Annotated in this window: 10 protein-coding genes; 9 read left to right on the top strand and 1 reads right to left on the bottom strand. The window is 46.1% G+C overall.

Going from position 1 to position 14,630, the window contains the following annotated elements; genetic code table 11:
• The first annotated feature begins 119 nt into the window (after window positions 1-119).
• From D5I41_RS02275 to speB, 6 genes are all read left to right on the top strand, one after another.
• Window positions 120-1,142 (top strand): aldose epimerase family protein, encoded by a 1,023-nt coding sequence (locus D5I41_RS02275; RefSeq protein WP_119008308.1) that lies wholly within the window; start codon window positions 120-122, stop codon window positions 1,140-1,142.
• A gap of 12 nt (window positions 1,143-1,154) precedes the next feature.
• On the top strand, window positions 1,155-2,645 hold the full coding sequence (locus D5I41_RS02270; RefSeq protein ID WP_119008307.1) for an L-fucose/L-arabinose isomerase family protein: 1,491 nt from the start codon (window positions 1,155-1,157) through the stop codon (window positions 2,643-2,645).
• Between the two features lie 133 nt (window positions 2,646-2,778).
• Complete coding sequence (locus D5I41_RS02265; RefSeq protein WP_119008306.1) at window positions 2,779-3,336, top strand: hypothetical protein; 558 nt, start codon at window positions 2,779-2,781, stop codon at window positions 3,334-3,336.
• A gap of 158 nt (window positions 3,337-3,494) precedes the next feature.
• Window positions 3,495-5,243 carry a formate--tetrahydrofolate ligase gene (locus D5I41_RS02260; protein ID WP_119008305.1) on the top strand — a complete coding sequence of 583 codons (1,749 nt, stop codon included), beginning with the start codon at window positions 3,495-3,497 and terminating at the stop codon, window positions 5,241-5,243.
• Window positions 5,244-5,897: 654 nt separating this feature from the next.
• Entirely contained in the window at window positions 5,898-7,808 is a 1,911-nt protein-coding gene (gene speA / locus D5I41_RS02255) for an arginine decarboxylase (RefSeq protein ID WP_162892774.1), read from the top strand.
• Window positions 7,809-8,726 (top strand): agmatinase, encoded by a 918-nt coding sequence (speB, locus tag D5I41_RS02250; RefSeq protein WP_119008304.1) that lies wholly within the window; start codon window positions 7,809-7,811, stop codon window positions 8,724-8,726.
• A 733-nt stretch (window positions 8,727-9,459) separates the two neighbouring features.
• Here speB and D5I41_RS02245 read toward each other — a convergent pair.
• The gene (locus tag D5I41_RS02245) at window positions 9,460-10,830 is read right to left on the bottom strand and encodes an L-serine ammonia-lyase (protein ID WP_119008303.1); all 1,371 of its coding nucleotides are present in this window, start codon (window positions 10,828-10,830) and stop codon (window positions 9,460-9,462) included.
• A 528-nt stretch (window positions 10,831-11,358) separates the two neighbouring features.
• On the opposite strand from D5I41_RS02245, the gene D5I41_RS02240 reads away from it, so the two are divergent.
• From D5I41_RS02240 to D5I41_RS02230, 3 genes are all read left to right on the top strand, one after another.
• Window positions 11,359-11,871 carry an NUDIX hydrolase gene (locus D5I41_RS02240; protein WP_119008302.1) on the top strand — a complete coding sequence of 171 codons (513 nt, stop codon included), beginning with the start codon at window positions 11,359-11,361 and terminating at the stop codon, window positions 11,869-11,871.
• Between the two features lie 391 nt (window positions 11,872-12,262).
• Window positions 12,263-13,282 (top strand): IS110 family RNA-guided transposase, encoded by a 1,020-nt coding sequence (locus D5I41_RS02235; RefSeq protein ID WP_119008151.1) that lies wholly within the window; start codon window positions 12,263-12,265, stop codon window positions 13,280-13,282.
• Between the two features lie 537 nt (window positions 13,283-13,819).
• Complete coding sequence (locus D5I41_RS02230) at window positions 13,820-14,623, top strand: transporter substrate-binding domain-containing protein (protein ID WP_119008301.1); 804 nt, start codon at window positions 13,820-13,822, stop codon at window positions 14,621-14,623.
• The last annotated feature ends 7 nt before the right edge of the window (window positions 14,624-14,630 follow it).

Below are 14,630 nucleotides of genomic sequence, written 5' to 3'. Positions count from 1 at the left end.
TATATCTGCACAAAGCTCACAAATACATTTTTTCTTAATCTAATTCTTAAAAAACATAATAGAAACACTTCTTGAAATAGAGCACAATTATTTTATTAGCTTGTTAGTAAGGTTTTAAGATGAAAGGCATTAAGGTATCTGATTGGGGAGAATATAAACTATTTTCTCTGGTAAATAATAATGGTACGCAAGTCGATATATCAGAGCTTGGTGGTCTGATTGTCAACTTTTATACCCATGATAATAAAGGCGAAAGACAGAACATTGTCTTGGGTTACGATACCCCAGAGCAATACTTATTAGGCAAGTGTTACTTAGGTTGCCTTGTCGGGCCGTGGGCGAACAGGATTGCCAACGGCCGTTTCTCTATTGATAACGTTGACTATCAATTGGAATGTAACGAGGGCAGTAATCACTTGCATGGCGCATCTGCTGGCATTGGTACCAAGCACTGGAATGCTGAGTGTATCGATGATGCAACCTTAATACTCACGACAATGGTTCGAAGCGGTCAGGCTGGCTACCCTTGTGATATAGAGTTTAAGGTCAAATACCATTTGTCAGAAGAGAATGCGTTAAGTATTAACTATCAGGCCATACCTCGCGCTTTAACGCCGATCAATATGACTCAGCATACCTATTTTAATCTTGGTCAAACTGAGGACGTGCTCGACCATCACATCCAGATTGAAGGCAATGAATACCTGCATGTTGATGCCTTATCTATCCCATTATTCAAGGCTCCGGTTGAGGACACCCCTTTCGATTTGCGTAAGGGAGTGACCATAAGACAAGGGTTGTCTGACGCCAACGAGCAACTAGAAAACGCAGATGGCTATGACCACTGTTGGTGTTTTGATTCAACAGAAATGAAGCCAGTGGCAAGGGTTTATGAAAAGAATACTGGAATAGAGCTTCAGGTAGCCACAGATCAAATAGGCATGCAGTTTTATAGTGGGAACTTTTTAAATAATGAGTCAGGTAGAAATTCAAAAATATATAACAAACACGCTGGTCTTTGTTTAGAGACGCAATGCTATCCAAATCAAATAAATATGGCGAATAAACAAGATTGTATTTACGGACCGAATAAGCATTATCAGCATAACGTAATTTATAAAGTATTAACGACAAAAGATTAAATAGAGATAATTATGATTAATATTCCTCAAGTTAAAATGGGTATTGTTGCGGTAAGTCGTGACTGTTTCCCTCTTTCTCTTTCAGAACAGCGTAGACAAAATGTGGCACAACACTGTGATCGTCAAGACACTGAAATCGTGCAACTAGACACCATCATTGAGAATGAAAATGACATGGTGAAAGCGTTTCAAGAGGCGGAAGAGAAAGGCATTAACTCTTTAGTGATCTACTTAGGTAACTTTGGGCCTGAAGGTCCACTCACACAGATGGCACAGCGCTTTGATGGGCCGGTGATGTTTGTTGCGGCAGCCGAAGAGTCGGCTGCTTGTCTGAGTAACGATCGGGGCGATGCATACTGCGGGATGCTCAATGCGTCATACAGTGCAAACCTACGTAATATTCGTCCTCATATCCCTGAGTATCCGGTAGGCACGCCAGAAGAAGTGGCATCCATGATTGGCGACTTTGTGCCCGTGGCTCGTACCATCCTTGGTCTTAAAGGACTCAAGATATTCAGCTTTGGACCTCGACCTCATGATTTTGTGGCGTGTAATGCACCGATTAAGGCCTTGTTTGATCTTGGCGTTGAGGTGATGGAAAACAGTGAGTTAGACCTTCTTGATAGGTATCAAGCAGCAGAAGGGCACGCTGATATCCCAGGTATAGTGGCGGAGATGGAGCAAGAGTTGGGTGACAACAATCCTTATCCTGATTTACTGCCAAAGTTAGCACAATATGAAGTCGCGCTACTGACCTTCCATAAAGAACACTTGGGTGCGTCTCACTTTGGTATTTTTGCTAACAAGTGCTGGCCATCCTTTGAAAAATTCTTCGGTTTTGTTCCTTGTTACGTCAATGCTCGCTTGGCAGAACGTGGCATTCCTGTTGCCTGCGAGGTGGATATCTACGGTGCCTTGTCTGAATACATGATCACTTGTGCGACCAATCAACCTGCTACGCTATTGGATATTAATAACACAGTGCCAACGGATATGGTGGAAAAGGCTGGCGAGAAAATGGGAGAGTACACAGACAAAGATCTGTTTATGGGCTTTCACTGTGGCAATACAGCGCCAAGTTGCATGAAAAACTCACAATTGCGTTTTCAAAAGATCATGCACAGCTTGATGGAGCCAGGACAAGAGCCGGATATCACTCGCGGAACGCTAGAGGGGCAAATTAAGGCAGGAGAGGTGACACTGTTCCGTCTTCAATCTACAGCAGATACCAAGCTTCGTTCTTATGTGGCACAAGGTGACATCCTTGATATCGACCCTGAGTCATTTGGCTCAATTGCTGTGTTTGCTATCCCTGAAATGCAACGCTTCTATCGTCATGTTTTGATTCAAAAACGTTATCCTCACCATGCAGGCATTGCGTTTGGGCATGTCGGGAAGACGCTTTATCAAGTGCTTGATTTGATCGGTGTATCAGACATTGATTACAACCAGCCGAGTTATGAGCGTTACCCCAATGAGATACCAAGTGTCTTCTTAGGTTAATCTTGGAAGGGCCTCTAGTGAGGCCTTTTTTATTGCCTCTAGTATTGAATGGACAGTCAAATCCCGCAGGGGATATAGGCAGAGGCGAGAGGATAGGGTAAGGTTAGCGTTTTCACGTAACAGTTGATTTTTCATGGCCTCACCTAACGCTTTATTGAATGCTGTACAAGCAATGGGCTTCTCCCTTCCTACTAAAGCCACCTCGCTAACTGTTGAGTCAGCGCAACTAGAACAACTGTGTGAGAAGCTCTCTCCCTTGTTTGAGCGCTCAAAGCTAAAGCACACAGAGCACTCAGACCTGAAACTGTTGCTAGGTGTATTTACCTTGCACCATGAAAGGTTGTTGCATCAATTGCGCTCACAACAAAAGAGCTTGTTAGCCATGCAGCAGGTTATCGATGAGTCATTGGAGAGTCAACACGCTAAGGCCTTTAAGTCTCCCCTCGTATTGGAGTTTTGGCTAACCATGCATCTTTGGTTATATGTACAGGGGCAATTAAAGATGGATTACTCTCTGGCCAACGATTATGCCTCTGAGGCGGGTGAACTGATTGCGTCTTTTAGCTCATTGTCTGCCGACCAGCTACGTTGTGAATGGAACGAATCCTTCTACGCAAGCAGCAACACTTTGAAAGAATTTGCTGATAAAAAGGCAGGGATCTGGAGTCGAATTGCTAAGGTGTTCAAATAAAAGTAGTTTTCGTGCTATTTCAGCATTAACCCCTTTTCTTTTCAAAATTGGAATGTTCGATTTTTACACGACGCAATCGTTTGCACTTTACTTATCCTCAGATTTCTTTATTATCCCCGCCAAAATCAGATTGTCTCTTATATCCCCCAGAGGAAGCCATGCTGTCGGACATTGAAATCTCACGCTCTACTCCATTACGCCCTATTGCTGATGTCGCCACTGCCGTCGGCTTGCATGCAGATGAGATTCAAACCCATGGCCAACACAAAGCCAAGGTTTGTCTGAAGGCGCTTAAGCGTCTAGAGAACAAGAAAACCGGCAAGTTGGTGGTGGTGACGGCGATAACTCCAACGCCCCTTGGTGAAGGTAAAACAGTAACAGCAATCGGCCTAGCTCAAGGGCTATTTAAGGTTGGACAATCAGTCATGGCATGCATCAGACAGCCCTCTATGGGACCTGTGTTTGGTGTGAAAGGAGGCGCTGCTGGTGGCGGTTATTCTCAGGTTGCTCCTATGGAAGAGCTTAACTTGCACCTTACGGGTGACATTCATGCCGTGACGGCAGCCCATAACCTTGCCTCTGCGGCCATCGATGCTCGTATCTATCATGAACAACGTAATGGCTATGAAGACTATGAAGCGCGTACGGGTTTAACAGCGGTTCGTATTGACCGTGCGAGTATCGTCTGGAAGCGTGTGATTGATCACAACGATCGTGCATTGCGCAAGATCACTGTCGGCATCAATGATGAAGGCAAGACCATTAACGGTTTTGAGCGTGAAGACGGTTTTGACATCTCTGCCGCCTCTGAACTCATGGCCGTGTTGGCATTAGCAAGCGACCTTCAAGACCTGCGCCGTCGTATCGGTAAGATAGTGATTGGTTACAACCTCGATGGTAAGGCTGTTACTACCGAAGACCTTGGTGTAGCCGGCGCTATGACGGTGAGCATGCGTGAGGCTATCGAGCCAACCATGATGCAGACCCTAGAGGGTATTCCAACCCTGATTCATGCGGGACCATTTGCTAATATCGCTCATGGCAACTCTTCGATTATTGCAGATAACATCGCAACCAAACTGGCCGACTTCACCGTGACAGAGGGTGGTTTTGGTTCTGATATGGGCTTTGAAAAAGCATGCAACATCAAGGCTCAAGCCTCAGGTAAGTCTCCAGATTGTGCCGTGATTGTGGCAACCCTTCGTGGCCTGAAGGCAAACTCGGGTTTATACAACCTAAGACCTGGCCAGCCTATTCCAGACAGTATGTTTGATAAAGACAGCGCAGCACTGGAAGCAGGCTTCGCTAACTTGAGATGGCACATTGAGAATGTAGTGAAATACGGCGTACCGGCTGTAGTCGCGATTAACCGTTTCCCGCAAGACAGCGAAGAAGAATTAAACAAGTTAAAGCAGATGGTTGAGGCACTACCTTACTCTGTTGAGGTTGCGGTTTGTGAGGCCTTTGCTCAAGGCGGATTGGGGGCAACAGAGCTTGCGTCTAAGGTCGTCGAGCAATGTCATACCCCAACTCAATTTAAGCCTCTATATCAGATGTCTCAGACGCTGGAAGAGAAGATCATGGCCATCACTGAGCTGGGTTATGGTGCAACTTCGGTCACACTGAGCGACAAGGCAAAAGCGCAACTTGCCCAATACAAAGCACTTGGGTATGACAACCTAGCTATCTGTATGGCCAAGACCCCGATGTCCATCTCTACCGATGGCAGCATTAAAGGCGCACCAACACTGTTTGACGTGCCCGTTCGTGAGCTTAGGCTATGTGCCGGCGCAGGCTTCATCTACGCCCTATGCGGCAACGTAATGACCATGCCAGGCCTACCAGACAAGCCAGCCTTCATGAATCTTGATATTGATGAAGATGGGAATATTACTGGGTTGAGTTAAGCTCAAAGTAATGTAACCCCCACGAATGCTCCTGCAGAGACCCTCTCCATCTACCAGATTCCCGCTAACAACATGCGGGAACGACGGTTGTGGGGAGAACTATCCCTTCTAAATTACATCTCCAATTGTGCGTACCTTGCTTGTAAGCGTCATCCCCGAATGGTCCTATCGGGGATCTCATCGTGCCTAAGGTTCCCGCTAACAACATGCGGGAACGACGATTGTAGGGAGAACTATCCCTTCTAAATTACATCTCCAATTGTGCGTATCTTGCTCGTAAGCGTCATCCCCGAATGGTCCTATCGGGGATCTAATCATGTCTCAGGTTCCCGCTAACAGAATGCGGGAACGACGATTGTAGGGAACTATCCCTTCTAAATTACGTCCTCAAATGTTCGTATCTTACTCGTAAGCGTCATCCCCGAATGCTCCTATCGGGGATCCAGTCGACAACTCAGGTTTTAACCTAGTTCTTTAACCACCAAGTCCCAGCTTCACTTTCTCTTTATCTTCACGACAAAATTAATTTGTTAGATCTCAAGACGTTTTTATCCGTTAATGCGCCCCACACGGAAACCAATTAAAGCCGTGTTGGTTCTTGGCTCAGGTTGTTTTGAGTCATGTGTTCTTCCTTCTGTCATTGTGAGATTTGATGTGGAAAATCTTTCCAAACTTGACCGTGTGCGTGCGGATTACAACGTTCATTACTGGAGCCAAGGCTTCTACGGTATCGACAATCAAGGTGAGGTGTATGTATCACCTCGTAGCGATAACGCTCATCAAGTACCACTGAGCAATATTGTCTCTCAACTCGAGAGCAAGCAGTTAAACCTGCCAGTATTGGTGCGATTTCCACAAATTTTGCATCAACGTGTGCATGGTATCTGTCAGGCGTTTAACCAAGCCATAGCAGAATACCAATACTCAAATAATTACTTGTTGGTTTACCCAATTAAGGTCAACCAGCAAAAAGAAGTGGTCGATGAGATCTTAGAGAGCCAAGCACAGCTTGAAACCAAGCAGTTGGGGTTAGAAGCAGGCAGTAAGCCTGAATTACTCGCAGTATTAGCTTTGGCGCAAAAGGCGAGTTCAGTGATTGTCTGTAACGGTTACAAAGACCGTGAGTACATCCGCTTAGCACTGATTGGCGAGAAGCTAGGCCATAAGGTTTTCATCGTACTTGAGAAACTGTCCGAGCTAGACCTAGTACTTAAAGAAGCAAAAGACTTAGGTGTGACACCTCGCCTTGGTTTGCGTATTCGCCTTGCATCTCAAGGTGCGGGTAAGTGGCAATCAAGCGGTGGCGAGAAATCTAAATTTGGCTTGGCCGCTTCTCAAGTGCTTTCAGTTATTGAGCGTTTGAAGAAAGAACAACAGCTAGGTGCATTGCAACTGGTTCACTTCCACCTTGGTTCACAGATGGCGAACATCCGTGATATCCGCAACGGTGTGAATGAATCAGCTCGTTTTTACTGTGAATTGCGAGCTATGGGCGCAGGCATCCAGTACTTCGATATCGGAGGTGGTTTAGCGGTGGACTACGACGGTACACGCAGCCAATCTTCAAGCTCGATGAACTACGGCTTGATTGAGTACGCGCGTAACATTGTGAGTACGGTAGGCGATGTATGTCAGCAGTATGAGCAACCGGTTCCGACAATTATCTCAGAATCTGGTCGCTCTCTAACCGCTCACCACGCGGTATTGATTACCAACGTGATCGGCACTGAGGCGTACTACCCTGAAGCGGTTGATGCTCCACAGCAACTTGCTCCAACGCTACTGCAAAACATGTGGCGTAACTGGGAAAGCCTACAAGATGGCAGTGACGCGCGTGCTTTAATCGAGATCTACAATGATACTCAGAGTGACTTGGCTGAAGTGCATTCTCAGTTTGCAACAGGGGTTTTAAACCTAGAGCAACGAGCTTGGGCTGAGCAGCTTTCACTTCGAATCTATTTCGAATTGAGCCGTCAGATGAGTAACAAAAACCGCTTCCATCGTCCAATATTGGATGAGTTGAGCGAGCGATTAGCGGATAAGTTCTTTGTTAACTTCTCGCTATTCCAATCTCTACCGGATGCGTGGGGTATCGATCAGGTGTTTCCTGTTCTGCCTCTATCAGGACTTGAGAACGTGGAAGATCGCCGTGCGGTCATGTTAGACATTACCTGTGATTCAGACGGCGCGATTGAACAGTACGTTGAAGGTCAAGGCATTGAAAAAACCTTGCCAGTACCGGCTTGGGATAAGGACAAACCTTACTTGATGGGCTTCTTCTTAGTGGGAGCGTATCAAGAGATATTGGGTGATATGCACAACCTGTTTGGTGATACCCACAGCGCTGTTGTGACAGTGAATGAACACGGAGAATCGGTCATTGAGCGCATCGATGAAGGGGATAGTGTTGAAGACATGATGCGCTATGTTCATATCGATGTAGACAAGATCCGCGACAACTATCGTGATTTAGTCGCTCAACGCGTACACGCTGATGAGCAACAGCAGGTGTTGGAAGAATTAGAGGGTGGCCTAATGGGTTATACCTACTTAGAGGATTTCTAAATGGATGATTTGTTTACTAAAACTGATTATTCGCTTTACTCAAACTCAATGAGTTTTATGCGTCGACCTTATCTGCGCGATCCTGTGTCTGCAGAGGCTGATCTAGTGGTATTAGGGGTGCCTTTAGACTTGGCCACTTCGGGCAGACCCGGTGCACGCATGGGGCCTGATGCGATACGTAGGGCATCGGTTAACCTAGCGTGGGAAGGAAAAAAGTTCCCTTGGAGTTTTAATGTCTTTGAACGCGCTAAGGTTATTGATGCTGGTGATTTGGTGTTTGATAGTGGTGATGCAGAAGACTTTACCACTCGTTTAGAGGCCGCCACCGATGAAATCCTGAAAAGTGGCAAAACCATGCTGGCACTAGGTGGCGACCACTTTATTACTTTGCCAATACTGCGCGCATACGCCAAGCACTATGGCGAGATGGCATTGATTCACTTTGATGCTCATACGGATACTTATGCGCATGGCAGTGCGTATGACCACGGCACCATGTTTTATCATGCACCGAACGAAGGCCTTATCTCTACTGAGCACTCAGTGCAGATAGGTATTCGCACAGAGTATGAGCAGCTAGGCCATGGTTTCAATGTCATCAATGCTATGCAGGCCAATGATCAAAATGCCGATGAGATTGTTGCTCAAATTCGAAAGGTGATTGGTGATAAGCCCGTGTACGTTACCTTCGATATTGACTGCTTAGACCCAGCATTTGCTCCAGGCACAGGAACGCCTGTGTGTGGCGGATTGAACTCAGACAAGGTGCTAAAGATTCTACGCGGCTTGGCTGGAGTGAATATCGTTGGCATGGATGTGGTGGAAGTCTCTCCAGCATACGATCATGCAGACCTAACCGCTCTGGCAGGTGCAACAGTAGCGCTAGAGTTGATGTACGCTTGGGCGTCTAATCGATAATTTGTTTTATTGATGGCCTTGTTTTTGGGAGAGGGAAAGCCTTAGGGCTTTCCCTTTTTTTGCTTATGGATCTGCAGTTGAGCATTTGTTCCGCCTAAGTAAACACCTAGATCTCCGATAGGAGCACTCGGAGATGACACGGTCAGCCCCGTCGTTCGCATCCGAAATGCCGTCATGCCCGAAGTTTTTTATCGGGCATCTGTTGTGCTTGTTATTCGTAAGTCCGTCACGGAGAACGTCGACCGGAGTGCCGGCCACCGGAATGCCTGCCACCGGAATGCCGGCTCAGAGGAGCGCTTGAGAATTGGCGGTGTTTACAAGTGACAGACCTATTCTCCAGAGCACGTCATGCCCGAAGTTTTTATCGGGCATCTGTTGTGCTTGTTCTACGTAACTCTGCCACGGAGAACCTCGACCGGAATGCCGGCTATCGGAATGCCGGCTCAGAGGAGCGCTTGAGAATTGGCGGTGTTTACAAGTGACAGACCTATCCTCCAGAGCACGTCATGCCCGAAGTTTTTATCGGGCATCTGTTGTGCTTGTTCTACGTAACTCTGCCACGGAGAACCTCGACCGGAGTGCCGGCCACCGGAGTGCAGGCAAGGGGACCACTCTAGGATGACGGGGGTCGGTGATAACACGGTTTGGATCCGAATTTGGTGCATCACTAAAAAAGGCATGTTAGCCAACCTAACATGCCTTCCATTACTTACAAAATGCTATCGCGTAGCGCTTATTCACATGGTGGCGCCAAGTGAATCATCGCCAAACCACCAAGAGAGGTTTCTCGATACTTCTTGTTCATATCTTTACCTGTCTGATACATGGTATCGATAACATCATCCAAAGAAATCAGACACTTACTAGAACGTTTAAGAGCCATGCGAGAGGCATTGATCGCCTTCATTGCGCCCATAGCGTTGCGTTCGATACAAGGTACCTGAACCAGTCCGCCGATTGGGTCACAGGTCATGCCAAGTGAATGCTCCATAGCAATTTCAGCGGCAATACAGATCTGTTCGTTACTACCGCCACGTAGCGCTGTTAAGCCTGCTGCAGCCATAGAGGACGAAACACCAACCTCACCCTGACAGCCTACTTCAGCACCTGAGATAGACGCATTAGTCTTGTACAAAATGCCGATAGCACCAGACACCGCCATAAAGTCTTTAAGCTGCTTGGTATCTAGTTCTTTGATAAAGCGGTTGTAGTACATGAGCACTGCAGGGATAACACCAGCCGCGCCATTGGTTGGCGAGGTAACGACCTGACCACCAGCCGCGTTCTCTTCACTTACAGCAAACGCAAACAGGTTAATCCAATCCAAGATCTCCATTGGGTCGTTCTCAACCAAGGCATTGGCTTCTAGTTTTTTAAGTAGGTTGGGGGCTCTGCGGGTTACGTTTAGGCCGCCATCGAGAATGCCTTCGGTTTCAAAGCCACGTTCCATACATAGGCGCATTACCTTCCAAATCTTATCTGCTTTAGCATCGATAACGGACATATCTTGGAAGGCAAGCTCGTTTCTGAGCACCATTCCGCCAAGGCTTAAACCGTTTTTCTCGGCTTGAGCCAGCATCTCATCAGCACTGCCAAATGGGAACTCAACCGATACGTTTGAGGTTTTCTTGCCGTGTTGAAGCTCATCTTCAGTGGCAATGAACCCGCCACCAATGGAGTAATAGGTTTCAAAACCAATTCGTTCACCATTTGCATCAAAGGCTGAAACGGTCATTCCATTTTCATGCAGTGGTAGGTTGCTGGTGTGAAACAGGATATCTTTGTCGTAATCAAAGTCGATCAAGTGATCGCCTGAGATGTTGAACTTTCCGTCATTGATTGCAGCGCGCATCTCTGCATTTGCGCTAGAGATTTTGATGGTATCCGGACGATTACCAAGCAGGCCTAGAATAGAAGCACGATCCGTGTGGTGACCTTTACCTGTTAAAGATAATGAGCCATACAAATCCACCTGAATGCGCGTCACCTTAGCGACATCTTGCTGAATAAGTTGAGTAAAGTGATACCCAGCAAGCATAGGACCGTTGGTATGAGAGCTAGAAGGACCGACACCTATTTTGTAGATATCAAAAATTGAATACATATTCTTTACCTATAACGACAATACGGCTTAAAGCCTATTTGGAATAACAAAGCACTGGTTACTCTAATCAAGTGCGCTTGCTGTCTGGTGAAGTCCTTTTGCGAAGGGGCATCATGCCCCAACATCATTGATGTGCTTACCTGCCATCAAAGTTTCAGCGGTCTCGAAGTGCTGTAAACAAGGTTCAAACGAACGATGAGATAAAGACAGTAATTACCCTAAGTATACTGCCAATAGCGCTGTTCTTCTCGTTGGCCTTGTTTAATGCCTGCGCCATGGACAGTATGCCACCCAATGTCGATGGCGATAGTTTCATGGTTGCGACTGTTAATGCGGGCAAGATTACACTAAACACAGCGAAGGTACTTATCTTTCTCGTCACATTTTGATAATAAGTTTTGATGGAGCAAGGTTAGGTCGAAAACTCTACTGTATCTGCTTGCGGTATTGGCAGGAGATGAGCATTCTTTCTGTCATTCATCGATGATAAAGTGATGACAATCCTCATCATATTAAAGATTCATTATCATGCTTTATTGCCCTAAGTGCGGAGTTAAGAGCTTAGCCACGATTAAAAATCAGTTTAACTGCAGTGAGTGCGACTTTACCTTCTTTCAAAATATGGCGGCTGCTGTGATGGCTGCGGTTATCAAACAAAACGCTCAATCAGAAACCATGTTGCTAGTCGCTACTCGTTCACGTGAACCGGGTAAAGGGCAATGTGACTTGCCGGGTGGATATGTGGATCCTCACGAAAGTGCAGAAACGGCGTTAAATCGTGAGTTGAAAGAAGAGATTGGCGTAGAACCCAAATCATTTGAATACCTTACTTCCTTTCCGAATGTTTACCCTTATAAAGAGGTCGTCTATACAACCTGCGATATGGTGTTCATCGTGACCCTTGATGATGAGGCTCAAATTGTGGCTGATGATGATGTTGAAAGCCTGAGTTGGATGCCTTTAACCGACATAGACTTAAATGGGTTTGCGTTTGAGTCGACCAAGCAGGCTGTGTCAGCACTAAGAGCTCATTTGGCTTAATGGTGTTTTAAGTGGAGCCCAATCTATAAATGTGTCATGCCCGTGTGCTTCTATCGGGCATCTGAATTACCCTAAGATTCCCGCTAACAACTGCGGGAATGACTGTGTTGTGTATTCGCCTGTGCGCCAACATACGTCATTCTTGAGTACTTGCACCTCATACTGAACACAACTGCCTCATGCCTCATACAAGCAACTCTTACCCGAACCTAAGTGCCTCATGCCAGAACACAAATACGTCATGCCCGAGTGCTCTTATCGGGCATCTGAATTGCCGTAGATTCCCGCTAAAAACCTGCGGGAATAATGAAATGGACCCACCCTTTACACGGCGTCACAATGCGCCAAGATGAAGTTGAACAAACAAGCATCTAAATAAGGGTAGGTCCACATGACAAATGTAACGGTCGGATTAGATATTGCCAAGAATGTTTTTCATGCAGTGTTCGTCACATCACGCGGAAAAATCACATATAAGAAGCAGCTTAAGCGCGCGGCTACACTCTCATACTTTGCTAAGTTAGCTCCTCAAACAATTGCCATTGAAGCCTGTGGTGCCTCTAATCACTTGGCTCGGGAGCTCATCAAGCTTGGGCATGAGGTTAAACTCGTCCCTCCGCAACATGTCACTTCATATCGTCGTAAAAATAAGAATGACTACAACGACGCAGAAGCGATAGCGGAAGCCGCACAACGTGACAATATGACGTTTGTACCGATAAAAACCATTGACCAACAAGACGCTCAAATGTACCTGCGTATTAGGCAACGCTTGATTAAGCAACGCACTCAACTAATGAACCAGATACGAGGATTACTGCTTGAGTATGGGCTCTGTATGAATCGAGGTATCTCAGCCTTGCGTAGGTCCGTTCCAGAGTTCTTAGAAGACCCAGGTAACGAACTGACCTGGGTCGCTAGAGATTTGTTCAATGAACTGTACCAGGAGTTCTTGTCCTTAAACGACCGTATTGAACAGGTCGAGAGCAAGCTAAAGGCTTTTGCTAAAGAAAATTATGTCTGTCAGATAGCGCAAAGTGTCGTGGGTATCGGACCTATCACCGCGCTAGCGTTGTATGCAGCCATTGGGAAAGGGACACAGTTTAAGAGTGGTCGACACTTCTCTGCTTGGTGTGGTCTGGTTCCGAGACAGTTCTCAACTGGAGGGAAATCTCAACTGTATGGCATCACCAAGAAAGGTAACGTCGTACTCAGAGCGCTTCTGATACACGGAGCGAGGAGTGTACTCCAATATGCAGATAGGAAAGAAGACAAGGTGAGCGTCTGGGCAACTAAGCTGAAGCATGAGAAAAGCTTTAACAAAGCCTGTGTAGCGTTAGCGAATAAGTTGGCACGCATTGTCTGGGCTGTGATTACACACAACAAACCGTACCAACTTAAAGAAGCATAACTTGATAATGCTAACGCTCTAAACAGTAGGGAATTAACCAGTTAAACAACACTCATCGTCAGTTGCGATACATTTTACATCGATGGTTAGCGGTCATCCCGCCCCAGTGAAACTCTGACACCGTCATTGGCTCATCAGAAGCCGTGGGAATGATAAAGAGCATTGGGTGCAGATTACATCAAGGCCATGAGCACGATAGAGCTCAGTAAACAGGCCGAATATATGAACGACAATGACTCAATAACCAAGAATGTAAAATGACTTGCAAACTGGGTGGGTCCATATATGACAGTGTTGTTTATTTGCCTGTGTGCTAACCGACACTTAGTGGCAACCCCTCCGTTGCGTCGTTATGGCGCAAGCATTGCACCAAATAAAGCATTTTCGGTTTCATATCTATAAACCTACCTTTACCTAAAAATACTCTCAAGGCTTGGATTACCTAGCCTCAATAGGTATTTTTCATTTTTGGCACGTTCGTTGCAAAAGAATTATCAGTTGTTCCAATTGTTTCATTTCTTTATAGGGAAATACTATATGAACGTATTTACGAACGTAATTAAGACTGTACTAAAAACCGTTTTAACCGCCTCTTTGTTACTGAGTGCACACGTGGCTAGCGCTAATCAATTAGACGCTATTAAAGAGAGTGGTGTGTTAAAGGTGGCAGTACCACAAGACTTTCCTCCATTTGGTTCGGTAAACATTAACCTCCAGCCTCAGGGTTACGATATCGACATGGCTCAGTATCTTGCAGAGCAGATGAAGGTGAAGCTTGAGTTGGTACCAGTGACTAGCGCAAACCGCATCCCTTACCTGCAAACCCGTAAGGTTGATTTGGTGATTTCTAGCTTAGGTAAAAACCCAGAGCGCGAACGTGCAATTGATTTTACTGATGCCTACGCACCTTTCTTCCTTGGTGTGTTCGGTAGTGATGCAGAAACTGCCTCTTCGCCAGAGGAGCTAGCGGGCAAAACCGTTGGTGTGACACGCGGTTCTGTTGAAGATATCGAACTGAGCAAGATAGTGCCAAAGAACACGACGTTGAAGCGTTACGAAGACAACAATGCAACGCTATCAGCTTACCTTTCAGGTCAGGTTAGCTTGATCGCAACGGGTAACTTGGTGGTCACTGAGATTGCTAACCGTAATCCTAGCAAGGCACCTCAAGTTAAGTTCATGCTGAAAGACTCACCTTGTTTCATCGGTATTAAGAAGGGTGACACTGAGCTACTTGATGAGATCAATACACTGATCAAGCAAGCAAAATCAGAGGGTGCATTAGAAGACATCTCTCAGAAGTGGCTAAAAGCACCATTCCCTGCATCTCTTGGCGCTTAACTAGGAA

It is taken from the genome of Vibrio superstes, from assembly GCF_003569005.1.
Lineage (GTDB): Bacteria > Pseudomonadota > Gammaproteobacteria > Enterobacterales > Vibrionaceae > Vibrio > Vibrio superstes.
The sequence above is the reverse complement of the archived record's forward strand: the minus strand, read 5'-3'. Positions and strand labels throughout refer to the sequence as shown.